The following is a 17636-nucleotide window of genomic DNA, read 5'->3' as shown; positions in this document are numbered from 1 at the left end:
CATGGGGATCACCGTACGTCCGGCCCAGCTATCCGATATTCCGGAATTGGCGCGAGTGCTCGGCATCGCCTTCTCCGACGATCCGATCACCGCATGGCTCATCCGCGACGACGCCACCCGCGCTCGCCGCGCCGCCGCACTGTTCACCGGTATGGCCCGCCACCACCTCATCCCCCTGGGTGGGGTGGAGGTGGCCTGCAACGACGCCAATTCCATCGTGGGCGCGGCACTCTGGGCGCCGCCCGGGCAGTGGCACGCCCCGGAGGACGCGAGCCGGCGTCAGCTGCCCGGGCTGCTCTTCGCCTTCCGGCACCGGCTGCTGACCGCTGGCCGGCTCTCGGAGGCGATGGCGCGGGCGCACCCCCGCGAACCGCACTGGTATCTGGCCGTCCTCGGAACCCTGCCCGGCGTTCGCGGACAGGGATTCGGGCGGGCCCTGCTCAATTCGCGGCTGGATCGCTGCGACGCGGACGGGCTGCCCGCCTACCTGGAATCCAGCAAACCCGACAATGTGCCGTACTACGAGCGGTTCGGTTTCGAGGTCACCGGCACCCTGGACGCCACCCGGGGCGGCCCGCCGCTGTGGCCGATGTGGCGTACGCCCCGCTGACGACCCGTCATCGACTTCTGGGCGGGGCCGGCGATCCCAGCTCACCACCGCGCTGTGGCTCCACGCCGGGCTGCCGGAATACGTGCAGCGGGCCTGGTGGCTGGTGCGGGACCAGGAGACTCGCGCCGACGGCGACCGGGTCGGGTTTCCGCTGCGGGCGAGCTCGCGCGTCGATCCGGGCAACTATCGGCTCGGCGGCGCCTACGGACAGGTCATGATCGCGTCGGCCGCCCGGGCGCCGCACGCCCGCACCGGCTCGATCGATCCTGGGTCGATCACTTCCGCCGGGACGAGGCTGGACCGGTCGACCTTGAACAGATCGGATACCGACCGGGCCGGTATGGAGTCGGGCGGACCGACTGATCGGTGCCTCGAGCAGAAACGACGAGGCACCGGCAGCTGGTCGCTACCGGTGCCTCGTCGTATGCGGCGATCAGGGCTTGCGGGCCATGCCGCCGACCACCAGCTGTTCCCAGACGGTCAGTTCCGGCTGGTGCCCCTCAGCGTCCTCACCACGCCATTGGACACACGGGCGCAGATCGTCCTCGTCGAGCGCGAGCGTGCCGAAGCAGGCGCGGATCTCGTCGTCGGTGCGGAAGCGTCCGCGGCCGAAGGCTTCCAGGATCTTGCTCGCGGTGGCCATCGCCTCGCGCGAGGTTCCGGTCCGGAAGTGCGAGAGGTAGATCCGGCTGCCGGAAGCGATCCGATCCGCCCAGTACTGGACCACCGAGGTCGGATTCTCTTCGTCATTGACGAAACTCAGCGTCATGGCGAAGAGCAGGCCGACCGGCTCGTCGAAGTCGATGAGCCGCTGCACCTCGGCATTGTTCTCGATGCCCGCCGGATCGCGAATATCGGCTTCCAGCACCGTGATTCCCTCGTCGACGGCGAGGAGCGCCCGGCCGTGGGCCACCACGAACGGGTCGTCGTCGACGTACACGACGTGGGCCTCCGGGTAGACCTGCCGCACCACCTCGTGCACGTTCACGGCCGCCGGTAGCCCGCAACCCATATCGATGATCTGCCGGATTCCCGCGTCCGCCATGGCCTTCGCGGCGCGCAGCACTGCGTCGCGATTGGTGATGGCCAACTTTTCCGACCCGGGTAGGTCTTCGATGAAGTAGTCACCGAGATCCTTGTCGACACCGTAATTGTCGCGCCCGCCGAGGACGTAGCTGTATACGCGTGCCACGCTCGGCCGGGACTGCCGTGCTCGCATGGCGTTGATGTTCAAGTGTCACACCCCTCTTTCCCCCACCGACGATACCGCTATCCACCAGGAAATCTTGCGTCATATTCGCAAACGGCACCAGGTGTCACAAGGGGGTGGGCCCGAGCTATTTCTGGACGGTCGCGGCGGCCGGCGTGGTGGCCGGATCGGCGGCGGGAGGCGCTGCGACCGTTGTGGTTTGCGCAGACGTCGTCTCCGCTGCTGTGGTGGTCGGAGCAACCGTGGTGGAGGTGACGGCCGGTGCTGGATCGGTCGTGGTCGTGGCCGGTGGGGTTGTCGTCGCGGTTGCGGTGGCGGTAATCGGAACCGGGCAGTCGCCACCGTGTTGCTCACCGAGCAGATTGATTTCGGCGTTGCTGCGCGGGTCGCCGGCGTAGTTGATCTTGTCGGTGCACTTCACGTAGTGGTCGACACCGCCGGGCGCCGGAGCGGGCTCGGGCGGCGGTGCGTCACCGGGTGCCACGTCCTGCGGCTGCTGCGCTGAGTTCGCTACCGGGTTACCGCCGCCCGGGTTCCCGCCACCCGGACTCGCCACCGGCGCACCGGAACTCGTCGGTACCACACTGGTAGTGGTCACACTGGTGGACGGCTTGGTCGTAGTCGCCGACGAAGTCTTCGAATCACCCGAGGAACACCCCGACGCCAGCGCAATCACGGCCGCCAACACCAACACCGCCGCCGCACCGGCACCCTTCCCCGCACGCAACCCGCCACACCGATCCGCAATCGCGGACATTCTTCCTCCCGAATTTACCGCAGCCCCAGCCCCGACACATCCGCTGCGCGACAAGACAACTCGGGGGCGAAGGCCCCGCTCCGACCTTAGGAGGCGATTCTCCGGTTCACCATCGGAACGGGTGCCCTCAATTTCTCTGTCCCCCGCAACGGGGCTGCATGGTGTAAGGGGCTACTTGGAGGGCTCGGGCTGTTCGGTTCGGGATGCGAGGAGAGCGTCGAGTTGCTGCTCGGCGCGGGCTGCGCGCGCCAGGGTCTGAGCGCGCGCGTCGTCGAGCGCGGCGATACGGGCCGCGGACTCCTGATGCGCCTGTTCCAGTGCGGCTTTGGCTTCCGAGCGGACGGTGCCGATATCGGCGGCGGCCTGCCGGCGGACATCGGTGAGTTCGGTCCTGGTGCGGTCGAGGTCGGTGCGCGTCTGTTCCAGCACCGCCCGCGTCTCGGCGACCACCTGACTGCGTTCCGCCACCGCGGCTTCCGCGCGTTCGATGGTGCGCTCGGCGTCGGCGGCCCGCTGCACGGCCAGATCCCGCTCCGCGCCAGCGGCGGTGATCCGCTGCGCCGAATCCCGCCGCACCTGCTCGACCTCGGCCGCCGCCTTGGTCCGCGCCAACTCGATGTCCTCGCTCGCCTGCTGCCGGGCCCGCTCGACATCCTCGCTGGATTCCCGGCGGATGGTGCGGATCTCGGCCTCCGCCTCGGCCCGCGCCGCGAACACATCATCGGCCGCCTGCTTGGTCACCCGCGCGACCTCTTGCAGCGCGTCATCGCGTGCCGCCAGCGCCTCCGCGATCCGCCCCTCGGCTTCCTCGGCGGCGAGCGCCGCATCCTCGGCCGCCGATTCCGCCGCAGCCCTGGCCTCTTCACTCTCCCGCCGCGCCTGCTCGGCCGCCACGGTCGCCATCTCCGCCTCGGCAATCCGCCGCGCCGCATCCGCCTGCACAGCCTGGACCTGGGCCTCCGCCACCGCCGGATCAGCCAGGGTGGACAGCTCCGCCACCGCCGTATTCAACGTCGTGCCCAGCTGTTCAGCGATCGCCCGAAACTGTCCGAGCAGCTCATCCGCCCGTAGACGGGCCACGGTCACCGGCCCCTGTTGCGTCACAGTGACATTCGCGACCGGCCCATCACCCTCCCCCGCCTGCTGCCGCTGCCGCTCCCGCCAAGCCCGCCACCGCGTGTGCTCGGGGTGCTCACAGTATTCCGACGGCCGCCCCGGCCCTCCGCCGCGCGTGATCGGTTTCGTACACCCCGGGTAGTTGCAAGTACTCGTCACGCCGCAAATCGTAGCGTTGGTTTCGTCATTTCCAACGGAACAACACGAAACGAAACCTGAACTGCCCCAAATCAATCAACCGAGTCTGACCTCCGATAAGTGAACCTTATCGGAGGTCAGGGTCCCCAATTCCCCTGAAAACCGTTGAATCTTTTTCGTTTACGTTTGGTTGGCGCAAACGCTACTAAAGCTCAACGAAACCACTCAAAAACTGTGCTTGCATGTACCCGCGTACCAGTTCTGCCGTACCCCGCTGCGTTTAGGGGGATTCGCGCGAGGCTGTCCCCGCCGGGGAGGGAATCCAAATGGTGGGCAGTGTCGTATCAGCCTGTGACGCAACGAGTTCAGTGGTCAGGCGCGGTCAACTGCGCTCGTGCTGATCGCAGCTTCGGCCATGTTGTGCCTTGCGGTCACTCCCATGGCTGTCGGGAGTGCGGATCCGCTGCCTACCCCGCAGAACGACCCGTTCTACCTGTCAGGCCGCCGAAGATGCGTCGGCCCCGCAGTGCGCTCCCTCGTTCGTGCTCCGGCAAGGAGGGCCGGACAAGAACGACGCCAGTCTGGATCTCATGCAGATCGACCAGATCTTGTCGTCCGGTCACTCGATTTCCGTACCCGACTGGGAGGGGCCGAAAGGCTCACTGTTCACCCCGAAACAGCCGGGTTACGCCGCGCTCGAGCGAGCACGTCAGCCTCGCGGTCAGCGCGAGTCCCCCGGTGCTGCGTTGGATCGATGACCGTCTGGCGGGGCAGGCCGCGCCAGACGGTTGCTCGACGCGCACGGTGCCGTCCATGTCGCTCGGCGGTGCGTGAGACACGCTCTAGCTGAGCGTCCTCAGTGCCGCCGCGTCGTACGGCTTCAGCTCCTCGATCCGGCCCGACAGGACCTTGGACGCCCACTCCGGGTCCTGAAGGAGGGCTCGGCCGACGGCGACCAGGTCGAATTCGTCGCGTTCCAGCCGGTCGAGGAGGTTGTCGAGGCTGCCGAGTTCGGCGCCGACGCCGGTGAAGGCGCGCAGGAAGTCGCCGTCGAGGCCGACCGATCCGACGGTGATGGTGGGTTTGCCGGTGAGCTTCTTCGTCCAGCCGGCCAGGTTCAGGTCCGAACCCTCGAACTCCGGCAGCCAGTAGCGGCGGGTGGAGGCGTGGAAGGCGTCGACGCCTGCCGCGGCGAGTGGTGCCAGGATCGCTTCCAGGTCCTGCGGGGTCTCGACGAGCCGCGCGTCGTAGGCCTCCTGCTTCCACTGCGAGTAGCGGAAGATCACCGGGAAACCGGGTGAGACGACCGCCCGGATCGCCGCCACGATCTCGGCCGCGAACTTCGTGCGGGCCACGGAATCGCCACCGTAGACATCGGTTCGGCGGTTCGTCCGCTCCCACAGGAACTGGTCGAGAAGATAGCCGTGGGCGCCGTGCACCTCGACGCCGTCGAAGCCGATGCGCTCGGCGGCCGCGGCGGCATCGGCGAAGGCGCCGATGACATCGTCGAGGTCGCGCTGCGTCATCGCCTTGCCGGCGCCCTCGGTGCCGTCGACGCGAATACCCGACGGGCCTACGGCGGGGGCATCGGCATACGGCTCATCGCCGTGGTTGCGAACCATGCCGATGTGCCACAGCTGCGGCACGATCGTGCCGCCGGCCGCGTGCACGTCCTCGGCCACCTTCGCCCACCCCGCCAACTGTTCCTCACCGTGGAAGCGCGGCACCCGATCACTCTGTCCGGCCGAATCGTGGCCGACGTAGGTGCCCTCGGTGACGATCAATCCGACGCCGGCGGCAGCGCGGCGGGCGTAGTAGCCGCGCACGTCCTCGCCGGGCACGCCGCCCGGGGAGAACATGCGCGTCATCGGCGCCATCACGATGCGGTTCGGAACGGTCAGCCCGTTCAGCGTGATGGGCCGGGACAGAAGGTGGGCCGTGCGGGCGGCATCGGAGGTGGTGACGGTCACTGGGCGCTCCCCTACTTGTGAACCTTGATAGTTGAGAACTTCAAACAATTTCGACAAACGCTAGTGGTGAATATTTGAGATAGTCAAGTTTCTGCGGATAAGATTCTTCCCATGCCCGAAACGACCCGCGTAGACACCGCTCAGCTCATGGAGTTGCTCTCGGTGTCACTCGGCGTCTACTACGGGGACTTCACCGTCGCGGCGGCGAGTGAGAATCTCACCGCGAGTCAGGGCAAAGCCCTGATCGTGCTGCGCCGAGGACCCAGCGCCATGCGCGCCTTGGCCGAGATCATGGCCTGCGACGCCTCCAACGTGACCGGGATTATCGACCGGCTGGAGAAGCGCGGCCTCGTGCGCCGCGAGGCCAGCGGCTCGGACCGGCGCGTCACGAACCTGGTGATCACGGTCGAGGGTGAACAGGTCGCCGACGCCATCCGGGCGAAGATGCACACCACTCGAGATTGCTTGGACAGACTCAGCAGCGAAGACCGGGACCATCTGTACGCGTTGCTGGAACGGGCCTTCGTCTGCCGGCGCGACACCCACCCGGAGTGACTTCACCCGTTCCAGTTCCGGGTTTCAGGCCTTGTACGAACGGGCGACCTCGGTGAAGGCCTCCTTCGGTTCCCATGCCATGTCCGGATAGGTATCGCCGTATCCGCCCTCCAGGACCTTGACGATGCCGAGGCTGGCGAGGTCCAAGTCGTCACGGGGATCACCGTCGGGCCGGTGCGGGTGGCTGTGCAGCGCGAAGAGGAATACGAAGGCGCTGTCGACGCCTTCGCTGTCGAAGATATCCAGCAGTTCGGACAGGTAGGCGGCTTGTCCGGCCTCGTCCCGAACGAAGTTGCCGTTCAATCGAATCGGGGCACCGCCGGCGTCGTATTCGACGATCTCGTTGCTGCGCGGCGCGATATCGGCCGCGCCTTTCCAGGTCGCGGTGCCGAAACCGGTGATCGCCAACGGTTTTCCCTGCGCGACCAGTTCGCGCACCCCGGCCTGGAACTGCTCGGCCACCTCGGCGGAGCGGATGAGTTCGATCGACATGATGTCGAAGGGGGTCCAGTCGATCCGCTCGAACGGGATGGCGCAGTAGGTGAGCTTGCCTCCGAAGTGCTCACGCACCATGGCTACGGCTTCCCCCAAGAAGCTGTCGAGTCGAGCGATGACCTCGGTCAGTCGCTCACCACGAGTCTCGGGGTCGCCGAGCAGGAATTCCAGCCGATCGGCATCGCCTCCGACGATCTGAACGGCCGTGCAGTGCAAGTTATCTCGAATGATCTTCAGCTCCCGGCGGACGACTTCGGGGTCGAAGTCCCGTCGTGAGGTGTGGCCGTTCGCGATGAACCCGGTGTCGTAGGTCATCCCCTTGGCTCGCATGTGTGGTCCCTTCTGTCGATCCGGAGGTTCGCAGGGGCCGGACAATGTGCGAGTCGAGGACATCGCCGAGGCGGCCGGCGTCTCACCGCGCACCTACAACAACTACTTCTCCAGCCGCGACCAGGCGATCGTCGCGGCCGTCACCACCGAACGGGAGGTCCGGGTCGGGGCGGCGGTCACCGCTCGCGCGCCCGAAGTCGGTCTCGCGGACGCGATCACCGAACGTCTGGGCGCTATAGACGAATTCACCGCCCCGGTACTCGCGGCCGGCGTTGCTGCCGCCATCCGAGTCGCCCTCGAACAATGGCTACAGCCCGCCTCCGACACCGCCCTCGCAGGCTTCGTCGTGGTGTCCGGCTCACTGCCTGATCTGCTGCGCGCCGCACTTGCTCCGCTCGTGCCCGCACTCGACGACGCGGACGTCAGGGCAGGTTCCGCGTAAGCAGCGACCGATACCAGGCGCCACGCCGAAGAAGTCATCTACGAGCTGGATAGGGAGAGCCTTCTACCCTGGCGAAAGATTCGTCACTGACGGCATATTCGCCCGAATTCGGGTAGGGGATGTGCAGGGTGCGGCCGTCCAACCAGACGCGACGCGGTAGAGCTCGTCGGCGAAAGGCTCGACGCGACAACATCATCCACGTCGCGTGATCCGGGGCCGGGTCGCGTCGGTGGAATCGCTGGGCGAGAGCGCACCGCTGGTGCCCATGGCCGACGTGCGGGAGGGTCCACACCCTCGGGGCCGGACACCGCTCCAGGGGTGTCGTCCGACCGACACCTTGGGTGGCTATTTGCGCGGAGATTGCCGAGCGACGATATCTATCGAGGCAGATTCCAGGCCTACCCCACCAACCCTGATGGCGACCTCGCCAGGAGTTCACTCACATGCATGCCACCTTTGTCGCACATGTTCGCCGTCAGGTCGCCGCCTATGGCAGCACCCGGTCGTATACGTACCTGCGGGAGGCGGGTCGTGAGTTGATCGAGGATATCGATACTTTCTCGGACCTGGACCGGGACGCTCGGGCGCTGGCCGACTGGCTCTCGCGGCGCGAGGAGGCCGACCGGCCGGTGATGTTGCTGTACCCGCCCGGCCCCGAGTTTCTGCGCGCCTTCCTCGGCTGCTTGTACGCCGGAGTGATCGCGGTACCGGCGCCCGCGCCGCACGATGCGCGCAGTTTGCGACGCGTCCTCGGGATCTTCGGCGATGCGGGAGTTCGGCTGGTGCTCACCACCGCCGAGCTCGGTGAGCCATTGACCGCGTGGATTCGCGAGGACGAGGGCCCCTTCACGAGTTCGATCTCGGTCGCGGCGACCGACGGCGAGCCGCTCGGCGATCCGGACGCCTGGGCAATGCCCGATATCAGCGGCGACACCATCGCTTTCCTGCAGTACACCTCGGGCTCCACCGGCGAACCCAAGGGCGTGGTCGTCTCGCACGCCAACCTCATGCACAACGAGGCGGCCATCGCCGCCGCTACCGCGGCCGATGACACCAGTGTCGGCGTCGGCTGGCTGCCGCACTTCCACGACATGGGGCTGATCGGCATGCTGCTGCAGCCGATGTTCGTCGGCGGAAACTTGGTCTACATGTCGCCGCTGACCTTTCTGAAGCGGCCCGTCCGGCTCCTCGAAGCCATCGATCGTTATCGCGCGCACATCACGGCGGCCCCGAACTTCGCCTACGAGCTGATGGCCCGCCGGGTGACGGATGCGACGCTCGCGGAACTCGATCTTTCCTCACTGCGTGTCGCGTTCACCGGCGCCGAACCGATCCGCGCGCGCACCCTCGACGCGGTGATCGAGCGGCTCGGTCCCGCCGGGTTCCGCGCGGACGCTTTCCTCGCCGCGTATGGCCTGGCGGAGACGACGCTGATCGCCACCGCCGGCCGGGTCGGCCGGCCGACGGTTCGCCTCGCCGCGGATCCCGGCGCCTTGGAACGCAACCGGCTCGTCCCCGCCGAGGACGGCACTCGTCTGGTCGGCTGTGGCGCGGCGGTAGCGGGGCTCGACATCCGCATCGTCGACCCCGTCACCCTGCGGACACTCCCGGATGGTCACGTAGGAGAGATCTGGATCGCCGGAACCAGTGTGGCACAGGGCTATTGGGGACGAGGCGAGGAAACCCGCGACCGGTTCGCCGCCTATACCGAAGGCGCCGGACCGTACCTGCGCAGCGGGGATCTCGGCGCCCGCCACGCCGGTGACCTCTACATCACCGGACGGCTCAAGGACCTGATCATCCTGAACGGCCGCAACCTGTATCCGCAGGACATCGAGGAGGCCGTGCGCGAAATCCACCCGGCGCTGGCCGATTCCGCGGTGCTGTCGATCGAGACCGGCGGTCAGGAGCGGTTGCTGGTGATCCAGGGCGTGCGAACCGACGCGTCGGGTGAGCCGCACCCGGCCGAGCTGGCGTCCCGAATCCGGACCACGGTGGCCCGCGCCTTCGAGGTGCCCGCACCGAGCGTGGTGCTGGTCGAACGTCACGCGGTGCACCGCACCACCAGCGGCAAGGTGCAACGCGCCTCGATGCGGGCCGCGTTCCTGGACCGCACGCTCGACGCCGTGCTGCACGAGGAGATCGAACCGGCCGTCGAGCACGCGCGCACACCCGTCCCCGCTCTCGTCTGACCCCACGAACCGAACTATCAGGAGATCACCGCAGATGAAGGCACTCATGAGCACCCCGGAACACGTCCTCATCGCCGACTGGCTGGCCCGTCGGGTCGCGGATCACCTCGACCGCCCCGCCGACGACATCGACCCCACGGTCCCGCTCGCCGAACTGGGCCTGGATTCGGTGTCGGCGGTGGGCATCTGCGGCGAGATCGAGGACGAGTGGGGCCTGGACGTGGATCCGACGATCGTGTTCGACTACCCGGCGATCGTCGACCTGGCCGCCTACATCGCCGATGAGGTCGGCACGCAACGCGAGCGCGCCGCATGACCGACATCGCGATCGTCGGGCTGGACTGCCGCTTTCCGCAGGCGCCGGATGCCGCGGCACTGTGGCGGCTGCTGATGGCGGGGGCGGACGCCATCGCCGACGTTCCGGCCCAGCGGTGGCGGGCAGCCGATCTCTACCACCCGGACGGCGGTCCTGGTGCGGTCAACAACCGCAGCGGCGGATTCCTCAGTGACGCCGACGCATTCGACCACGAGTTCTTCGGCATCACGCCCCGGGAGGCGGAAGCGATGGATCCGCAGCAGCGGCTGCTGTTGCAGTCCGCGTGGCGCGCGTTCGAGGACGCCACCCTCGATCCGCGCGGGCAGGCGGGCTCGAACACCGGCGTCTTCGTCGGTGTCATGGCCAACGAATGGGCCACCGTCCACCTGCGCGATTACGCGCGCATCACGCCGCAACTCGGGTCCGGCAACGGGTATTTCATGACCGCCAACCGCCTGTCCTACCAGCTCGATCTGAAGGGTCCGAGCATCGCCGTCGACACCGCCTGCTCGTCGTCGCTGGTCGCCGTGCATCAGGCCTGCGTCGCGCTGCGCGCCGGGGAATGCGATCAGGCGCTGGCCGCGGGCGTCAACATCAAGGTCACACCCACGCTCAATATCTTCTACACGCAGGCCGGTCTGTCGGCGCCGGACGGGCGCTGCAAACCGTTCAGCGGCAAGGCCGATGGCATCGGCCGCGGCGAAGGCGTCGCGGTGCTGGTGCTGCGCCGGCTCGCGGACGCGCAGGCCGAGGGCTTGCCGATCTACGCGGTGATCACGGGCAGCGCGGTGAACAATGACGGCCGCAGCAACGGGATCACCGCCCCGAACCGGTGGGCGCAGCAGCAGGTGGTCACCGAGACCTACCGGCGCGCGGGGGTGAGCGCGGATCAGGTCGCGTTCCTGGAGGCGCACGGCACCGGAACCGTGCTCGGCGACATGATCGAGGTCAAGGCGCTGGGTGCGGTGCACGCGGTGCCGCGGCCGCAGCCCTGTGGGATCGGCTCCATCAAGGGCAATCTCGGGCACACCGAGGGGGCCGCCGGTATCGCGGGGCTGATCAAGGCGGCGCTGAGCCTGCACCACGGCGTCGTGCCGCCCACCCGGTACGCGGCCGACGAGAATCCGAAACTTCGCCTGGCCGGTCACGGGCTGCGACTGCTCACCGAGCCGATGGCCTTGCCGGATGGGCCGAACTACGGCGCGGTCAGCAGCTTCGGCATGGGCGGCACCAATGCGCACATGCTGCTCGCGACCGCTCCCCTGGTGCAGCCGGCGCCCGAGGCGCTCGGCGGTGGCGTGCTCACCCTGTCGTCGAACGATCGAGAGGGATTGCGGCGCAACGCCGCTCGATTCGCGGAGCAGCTGGCCCAGGATACCGCCGCGCTGGGCCCGGTGTGCTGGTCGACGAATCAGGTCAAGTCCTCGGGCCGCCACCGGCTGGCACTCGTGGTGCGGGGCCGGGACGAGGCGGTCACGACGCTGCGCGCCTGCGCCGGCGACGACACCGTGCTCGACGCGAATTCCGGTGTCGCGCGGCGGCCTTCGATCGGATGGCTGTGCACGGGCCAGGGCGCGCAATACCCCGGAATGACGCGCGCCCTGTACACGGAGTCCGCGGCGTACCGCCGGGCGCTCGCCGAGGTGGACGAGCACATGTCGGCACATCTGCACCGTTCCGTGGCCGAATTGCTGTTGGGCGACGACGAGATCCTGCATCGCACCGAATTCGCGCAGCCCGCGATCTTCGCGGTCGAGTACGCACTCGCCCGGGTGCTCACCGACATCGGCGTCCGGCCCGCATGGCTGCTCGGCCACAGCATCGGAGAATTCGCGGCCGCCGCCATCGCCGGCGTGTTCGGCCTCGACGACGCCTGCCGTCTCGTCGCCGCCCGCGGGCGGCTCATGCAGCAGTTGCCCGACGGCGGGGCGATGCTCGCGGTCCGCGCCACACCGGAGTCGGTCGGCGAACTGATCGCGGACGAGCGCGAGGTGGCGCTGGCGGCGATCAACAGCCCCCGAGATGTGGTGCTGTCCGGTGCGGCGGACGCGATCGGCCGCCTCGGCACGGTGCTCACCGACCGCGGCGTCACCGTCCGGCCGCTCACCGTCTCGCATGCCTTCCATTCGCCGCTGATGACACCCATGCGGCAGGCGTTCGCGGAGGTGGCGCGGGAGTGCGTCTACCGGCCGCCGAGCATCCCGATCTACTCGACGCTGCGCGGCCGCCTACTCGCGGCCGACGAGCCGATGGACGCCGCCTACTGGGTCGAACACATCGAGGCGACCGTGCGTTTCGCCGACGCCGCGGCGGCCGCCCTCGCCGCCGAACCGACGCATCTGATCGAGCTGGGCCCGCAGCGTACGCTCGCGCCGATGCTCACCCGAGCGGGATCACAGGTGCCCACCCTGACGCCGTGCCCGGGACCCCGGGCGACGGGCCACGAATTGGCCGCCACCGTCGCCGCGCTGTATCGCGATGGATTCGATCCGGACTGGGATGCGCTGTACGAGCCCGCCGCTCGGCTCCGGCAGCGTGTCGGTGGATACGAGTTCGACACCACCCATCGCTTCTGGACCCGAACCGATGACGCCCCGGCCACCGAATCACCCACCCCCGCACCGCAACACACCGAGGAAACCACCATGGAGCAGCTGATCGCACTCTTCCGAGAGCAGGCCGCCGTGCTGGCGGCGGCCGCCAACGGGCGGCCCGGGACGGACCCGCGACCGACTCGCCCGGGTCTGGACGGCACGAACTCCGATGTCGCGGCTGCGATCCGGGCCGAGGCCGCGCGAGTCAGCGGCTTTCCGGCCGGGAAGTTGACCGACAGCCAAACCATCAGCGGCGACCTGGGATTCGACTCGATCATGATCGCCGATCTGTTCAACGGCATCGCCCGCACTACTCCCGGGCTCGTCATCGCACCGGACTGGTTCACGCCCGAAACGACTCTCGGTGATGTGATCGCGCTCGTGGCGGGAAATTCGGGACCGGAGGATGCTCCTGCGGCCCCCGAGCCCCTGGCGCCACCACGGGCCGTGGTGGAACCCCAGTGCCGCATCGCGGACTTCCCTGAGGTCAAAGCGATCTCCGACCGGATCGGACTGGCCGAGTCGCTCGGCGTGTCCAATCCCTACTTCCTGATCAACGACGGGGTCACCCGGGACACCTCGATCATCGAGGGCCGGCCGGCGCTGAACTTCTCCAGCTATAACTACCTGGGCATGTCCGGGAATCCGGCGGTCGTCACCGCGGTGCAGGACGCGGTGGCGCGATACGGCAGCTCCGTGTCGGCCAGCCGTGTGCTCTCCGGGGAGAAGCCGATCCATACCGAGCTGGAGCACGAGCTCGCCGCGCTGCTCGGCACCGAGGACGCGATCGCGCTGGTCAGCGGCCACGCCACCAATGTCACGGTGATCGGGCACATCGTCGGACCGGACGATCTGATCATCCACGACAGCCTGGCGCACGACAGCATCCTGCAGGGCTGCAAGCTCTCCGGTGCTACCCGGCGCCCGTTCCCGCACAACGACCACGACGCGCTCGACCGCATACTCACCGACATCCGCCACCAGTATCGGCGGGTGCTCATCGTGATCGAGGGCGTGTACAGCCAGGACGGCGATATCCCGGATCTGCCCGCGATCATCGGCGTGAAGAAGAAGCACCAGGCACTGTTGATGATCGACGAGGCGCACAGCATCGGTGTGCTCGGTGCGACCGGTGGCGGCATCGGCGAATACTTCGACGTGGACCGCGGCGATGTGGAGCTGTGGTCCGGCACGATGTCGAAATCGCTGGCGGGCTGCGGCGGATACGTCGCGGGCAGCCGGGAGCTCATCCGGTTCCTGAAATACACCACTCCCGGATTCGTCTACAGCGTCGGCATCACCCCGCCCAATGCCGCGGCATCTCTCGCGGCGCTGCGCCAGATGCGTTCGGAGCCAGAGCTTTTGGAGCGGCTCCGTGAAATGTCTGGGCTGTTCCTGGGGCTGGCCCGGGAGGCAGGAATCGACACCGGCGACAGCCACGACACTCCCGTCATCCCGTGCATCGTCGGCGACTCGATGAAGACTCTGGCGCTGTCGAATGCCTTGCTGCGGCGGGGAATCAACGTGAATCCGATCGTGTATCCGGCGGTGCCGGAGGACAAGGCCCGGCTGCGGTTCTTCGTCACCGCATGCCACAGCGAGGAGCAGATCCGCCACACGGTCAAGGTGCTGGCCGAGGAACTCTCGCTCGTGGCCTCATGCTGAGGCGACTCGCGCACCTGACGATCGCGCACCCCAAACCGGTTCTCGCCGTGACGATCGCCGTGCTCGTTCTGGCCGGACTGCTCGGGGCCGGTGCGTCCTCGCAGCTGAAGGTCGGCGGGTTCGAGGATCCGCGGTCGGAGTCCGCCCACGTGCAGCGGGTCCTCGACACCGAGTTCGGCGGATCGCCCGATCTCATCCTGGAGGTGACCGCCCGCGACGGCGATGCCGACAGTCCTGCGGTGGCGGCCGCCGCGCGAAGCCTGACACGGGACCTCGCGGCGGAACCGGATGTCGTGGTCATGGGGTCCTATTGGTCCCAGGGAGTTCCGGAGCTACGCAGCTCGGACGGCCGGTCCGGGCTGGCGCTGCTGCATACCGAGGGCACTCCGGAGCAGCGGGCGCGGGTCGGCGAGACGATCGTCGACGAACTGCCCACCGACGATCCCGCCATCCGGGTCCGGGCCGGCGGGATCCTGGGGCTGACCAACGAGATCGAGCACCATGTCAAGAGCGATCTCGTGAAATCCGAATCGATCGCGCTGCCCGCGACACTGTTGTTGCTGATCGTCGTCTTCGGTGGCGTGGCGGCGGCGTTGCTTCCGCTGTCGGTCGGCATCTTCTCGATCCTGTCCACCACACTGGTGCTGTACTGGCTGGCCAAGGTCACCGATGTGTCGGTGTACGCGCTCACCGTGGCCACCGCCTTCGGGCTGGGGCTGGCCATCGACTTCGGCCTGCTCATGGTGTCCCGGTTCCGTGAGGAGCGCGACCGGGGCCACGAGCCCGGACAGGCGGTGGTGGAGACGGTGACCACGGCCGGGCGCACCATCCTGTTCAGTGCCGCCACCGTGACCGTCGCCATGGCCGGAATGCTGATCTTCCCCACCTACTTCCTGCGTTCGGTCGGCATGGCCGCGATCGCGGTGGTGCTGCTGGCGGCGCTGGCCGCGGTGGTCGTGCTGCCGGCGCTGCTGAGCCTGCTCGGTCCACGGGTCGACGCGCTGGCGATCCGCCGCCGCCGCACTCGGCTCGCCATGCCGTCGCGGTTCTGGCGGCGCACGGCGGCGGCGGTGACCCGGCGGCCGATCCGCATGGCGTTGCCCGTGATCGTGCTGTTGCTGGCGATGGGAATCCCGTTCCTGCACATGCAATTCGCGACGCCCGACGAGCGGGCGCTGCCGACCGATTCCGCCGCCCGGCAGGTCACCCAGGCCATCCGGACGGACTACCCGGTCGACATGTCGGACGCGGTGACAGTGTTGACCGAGCGAGACCCTCGGGCGCTCGAGGCCGTCGCGCGAGATATCTCCGCGATGGACGGCGTCGCGGCGGTCGAGGGCGGATTCGGGCAGTACGCACGCGGGGTGCGAACTGCCGACCCGCGGCTCGGGAGCGCCGAATTCACCTCCGGCAGCACCGGATTCATGCTGGTGCGGCTGAAGGGTGGCGCGCAGTCCGCGGCCGCGCAGGATCTGGTGCGGTCGATCCGCGAACTACCCGCCGTCACCGCGCAGCACATGTCGGTGGGCGGCGACACGGCGTCCCTGATCGACAGCCGCGCGGCGATCACCGGGCGGCTCGGTCCGGCCCTTGCGATCATCGCGGCGGCGACCCTGGTGTTGCTGTTCCTGTTCACCGGCAGCATCGTGGTGCCGATCAAGGCGTTGCTGCTCAATGTGTTCATGCTCGCCGCCGTGCTCGGGGCCATGGTCTGGATCTTCCAGGACGGTCATCTGGCGGGGCTGCTCGGCGTGACCCCGGCACCGCTGAACCTCGCCATGGTGGTGCTGCTGTGCTGCATCTCGTTCAGCCTGTCGGTGGACTACGAGGTGTTCCTGCTCAGCCGGATCAAGGAGGCCTACAACGCCGGCGCCGACACCACGACGGCCACCATCGAGGGCCTCGGCCGGGTCGGGCGGATCGTGAGCAGCGCCGCCGCACTGCTCACGGTGACGCTGCTGTCGTTCTCGAACGGCCTGTCGTTCATGCAGATGTTCGGAATCGGCACGGCGTTGGCCGTCATGATCGACGCGACACTGATCCGTGGCGTCCTGGTTCCGGCATTCATGCGGATCGCCGGAGACCTGAACTGGTGGGCGCCGCGCCCGCTGCGCCGACTGCATGCCCGCATCGGATTGAGCGAAGCAGCCGCAGCGCCTAGCCGGACGCGGGAGCCGGCGCCCATCGGATCCCCGAAATCGCTTGCGACGGCTCCCGACTCGTCTGCGGTCAGGAAGTGCACCAGGACGTGACGAACGCCGCGAACGACAGGGCGACGAAAGCGATGGCCACGGCAGCGGCCAGCCGGGTGTTCCAACGCTGGAGACGATCCACGCCGAGGAAGGCTGCACTGATGAGCAGGATCGGGATCACCGCGGGAATGATCAAGGCCACCAGAGGCCCGAGAATCCATCCGGCCTTTCGGAATTTGCCCCACGTCGAACCGAGTAGCAGCGGGATCACGACGGCTCCGGAGAAGCCTCCGATCAGCTCATGCCAGATGTCGTTGCCGAGCCAGGGCACGCTCGGGATGCCGGGGACGTCGATGAGGTCCAGGGTGCACCAGAGGCCGATCAGGAGGATCAGCAAGCCGGTGCCCCACAAGGCGATTCGGTAGTGCCACTTGCGCAGCGGGGACCAGTCGACCTGGTGTCCGAGGTGCATGGTCGCCGCCGTCACCGCGGCCCAGATCATCCAGCGGCGGATCAGGCCGGTGCCGGTCTTGGCCATGGCGTCACGGAAGATGCGGTCGGCGTCGTCGCGGTGGATGATCCGCTCGGCGATGTAGCTGGCCGGTTCGTCGCCGTTGAGCACGAGGCCGTCGTGCAGGATGGCGGCGGGCAGGTGGGCGCCCGTTTTCGGCACCAGCCAGGTCAGGAAGGCCGGGACCGAGGTGAGGTCGGTGGTCCAATGCTCGAGGTCCGCCGGGACCAGGATGGTGCCGAACCCATCGGGTGCGTCGTCTTCATATCCGATGCGCCGCAATAGCCGGAACGATTCACGACGGGTCGCCGCGTTGTAGGTCCGATCCAGCATGATCGTGAGGTCGGGTCGCGGTTCGGGTGCGGTGAGTGGCGGCGCGGCCTCAGCCGGTTTGTTGACCACCACGGCGGTGGGACCGACCTCGGCCGCGGCGACCGCGGCCGGCGCCTGCCCCGCGTCGTAGAAGGATCCGGTGCCCTGCTCATCGTTGAGCTCCATCGTCTCAGGGTGACACCGGAAGGCAACGGTTCAGGTCGATATTCG

At 68.1% G+C, this 17636-nt stretch carries 14 protein-coding genes; 8 read left to right on the top strand and 6 right to left on the bottom strand.

The features are described from left to right. The first annotated feature begins 1 nt into the window (after nucleotide 1). Entirely contained in the window at nucleotides 2–610 is a 609-nt protein-coding gene (locus ACQP06_RS17715; protein ID WP_433665661.1) for a GNAT family N-acetyltransferase, read from the top strand. A gap of 433 nt (nucleotides 611–1043) precedes the next feature. On the opposite strand, the gene ACQP06_RS17710 is transcribed toward ACQP06_RS17715, so the two are convergent. The 3 genes from ACQP06_RS17710 to ACQP06_RS17700 form a co-directional block, all read right to left on the bottom strand. Continuing rightward, nucleotides 1044–1829, bottom strand: coding sequence for an SAM-dependent methyltransferase (locus ACQP06_RS17710; protein ID WP_433665660.1), 786 nt, complete (start codon nucleotides 1827–1829; stop codon nucleotides 1044–1046). A gap of 118 nt (nucleotides 1830–1947) precedes the next feature. Then, a complete protein-coding gene (locus tag ACQP06_RS17705; protein ID WP_433665659.1) occupies nucleotides 1948–2241 on the bottom strand; it encodes a hypothetical protein in 294 nt (97 codons plus the stop codon). Nucleotides 2242–2748: 507 nt separating this feature from the next. Then, on the bottom strand, nucleotides 2749–3663 hold the full coding sequence (locus ACQP06_RS17700) for a hypothetical protein (protein ID WP_433665658.1): 915 nt from the start codon (nucleotides 3661–3663) through the stop codon (nucleotides 2749–2751). A gap of 758 nt (nucleotides 3664–4421) precedes the next feature. On the opposite strand from ACQP06_RS17700, the gene ACQP06_RS17695 reads away from it, so the two are divergent. Then, nucleotides 4422–4589: a lipase family protein gene (locus ACQP06_RS17695; RefSeq protein ID WP_433665657.1), complete on the top strand. Its 168-nt coding sequence runs from the start codon at nucleotides 4422–4424 to the stop codon at nucleotides 4587–4589. Between the two features lie 84 nt (nucleotides 4590–4673). Here the strand turns inward: ACQP06_RS17695 and ACQP06_RS17690 are convergent, their stop codons facing one another. Next, nucleotides 4674–5801: an NADH:flavin oxidoreductase gene (locus tag ACQP06_RS17690; protein ID WP_433665656.1), complete on the bottom strand. Its 1128-nt coding sequence runs from the start codon at nucleotides 5799–5801 to the stop codon at nucleotides 4674–4676. Nucleotides 5802–5912: 111 nt separating this feature from the next. Between ACQP06_RS17690 and ACQP06_RS17685 the strand changes: the two genes are divergently transcribed. Continuing rightward, nucleotides 5913–6356, top strand: coding sequence for a MarR family winged helix-turn-helix transcriptional regulator (locus tag ACQP06_RS17685; protein WP_433665655.1), 444 nt, complete (start codon nucleotides 5913–5915; stop codon nucleotides 6354–6356). A gap of 24 nt (nucleotides 6357–6380) precedes the next feature. Here ACQP06_RS17685 and ACQP06_RS17680 read toward each other — a convergent pair whose 3' ends face one another. Then, the gene (locus ACQP06_RS17680) at nucleotides 6381–7181 is read right to left on the bottom strand and encodes a hypothetical protein (protein WP_433665654.1); all 801 of its coding nucleotides are present in this window, start codon (nucleotides 7179–7181) and stop codon (nucleotides 6381–6383) included. On the opposite strand from ACQP06_RS17680, the gene ACQP06_RS17675 reads away from it, so the two are divergent. From ACQP06_RS17675 to ACQP06_RS17655, 5 genes are all read left to right on the top strand, one after another. After that, nucleotides 7180–7623, top strand: coding sequence for a TetR/AcrR family transcriptional regulator (locus ACQP06_RS17675; protein ID WP_433665653.1), 444 nt, complete (start codon nucleotides 7180–7182; stop codon nucleotides 7621–7623). The two genes, ACQP06_RS17680 and ACQP06_RS17675, sit on opposite strands and share 2 nt — an antisense overlap. 443 nt (nucleotides 7624–8066) lie before the next feature. Next, on the top strand, nucleotides 8067–9815 hold the full coding sequence (locus ACQP06_RS17670) for a fatty acyl-AMP ligase (protein WP_433665652.1): 1749 nt from the start codon (nucleotides 8067–8069) through the stop codon (nucleotides 9813–9815). Nucleotides 9816–9849: 34 nt separating this feature from the next. After that, on the top strand, nucleotides 9850–10131 hold the full coding sequence (locus ACQP06_RS17665) for an acyl carrier protein (protein WP_433665651.1): 282 nt from the start codon (nucleotides 9850–9852) through the stop codon (nucleotides 10129–10131). Then, complete coding sequence (locus ACQP06_RS17660; protein WP_433665650.1) at nucleotides 10128–14390, top strand: type I polyketide synthase; 4263 nt, start codon at nucleotides 10128–10130, stop codon at nucleotides 14388–14390. The genes ACQP06_RS17665 and ACQP06_RS17660 overlap by 4 nt, the downstream gene beginning before the upstream one ends. Further along, a complete protein-coding gene (locus tag ACQP06_RS17655; RefSeq protein WP_433665649.1) occupies nucleotides 14384–16642 on the top strand; it encodes an MMPL family transporter in 2259 nt (752 codons plus the stop codon). Before ACQP06_RS17660 ends, ACQP06_RS17655 begins: the two co-directional genes overlap by 7 nt. Here ACQP06_RS17655 and ACQP06_RS17650 read toward each other — a convergent pair. Beyond that, a complete protein-coding gene (locus ACQP06_RS17650; protein WP_433665648.1) occupies nucleotides 16620–17591 on the bottom strand; it encodes a DUF1353 domain-containing protein in 972 nt (323 codons plus the stop codon). The genes ACQP06_RS17655 and ACQP06_RS17650 overlap by 23 nt on opposite strands. Nucleotides 17592–17636: the final 45 nt, after the last annotated feature.

It is taken from the genome of Nocardia sp. CA-136227 (assembly GCF_050955695.1).
In the GTDB taxonomy this organism is placed as follows: Bacteria; Actinomycetota; Actinomycetes; order Mycobacteriales; family Mycobacteriaceae; genus Nocardia.
The sequence above is the reverse complement of the archived record's forward strand: the minus strand, read 5'-3'. Positions and strand labels throughout refer to the sequence as shown.

What these genes read in the sequence shown, in the direction of transcription:
- ACQP06_RS17675 (WP_433665653.1), top strand. Translation starts at nt 7,180, where the DNA reads ATGTGTGGTCCCTTCTGTCGATCCGGAGGTTCGCAGGGGCCGGACAAT.
- ACQP06_RS17655 (WP_433665649.1), top strand. Translation starts at nt 14,384, where the DNA reads ATGCTGAGGCGACTCGCGCACCTGACGATCGCGCACCCCAAACCGGTT.
- ACQP06_RS17665 (WP_433665651.1), top strand. Translation starts at nt 9,850, where the DNA reads ATGAAGGCACTCATGAGCACCCCGGAACACGTCCTCATCGCCGACTGG.
- ACQP06_RS17660 (WP_433665650.1), top strand. Translation starts at nt 10,128, where the DNA reads ATGACCGACATCGCGATCGTCGGGCTGGACTGCCGCTTTCCGCAGGCG.
- ACQP06_RS17650 (WP_433665648.1), bottom strand. Translation starts at nt 17,591, where the DNA reads ATGGAGCTCAACGATGAGCAGGGCACCGGATCCTTCTACGACGCGGGG.
- ACQP06_RS17685 (WP_433665655.1), top strand. Translation starts at nt 5,913, where the DNA reads ATGCCCGAAACGACCCGCGTAGACACCGCTCAGCTCATGGAGTTGCTC.
- ACQP06_RS17715 (WP_433665661.1), top strand. Translation starts at nt 2, where the DNA reads ATGGGGATCACCGTACGTCCGGCCCAGCTATCCGATATTCCGGAATTG.
- ACQP06_RS17670 (WP_433665652.1), top strand. Translation starts at nt 8,067, where the DNA reads ATGCATGCCACCTTTGTCGCACATGTTCGCCGTCAGGTCGCCGCCTAT.
- ACQP06_RS17710 (WP_433665660.1), bottom strand. Translation starts at nt 1,829, where the DNA reads ATGCGAGCACGGCAGTCCCGGCCGAGCGTGGCACGCGTATACAGCTAC.
- ACQP06_RS17695 (WP_433665657.1), top strand. Translation starts at nt 4,422, where the DNA reads ATGCAGATCGACCAGATCTTGTCGTCCGGTCACTCGATTTCCGTACCC.
- ACQP06_RS17680 (WP_433665654.1), bottom strand. Translation starts at nt 7,181, where the DNA reads ATGCGAGCCAAGGGGATGACCTACGACACCGGGTTCATCGCGAACGGC.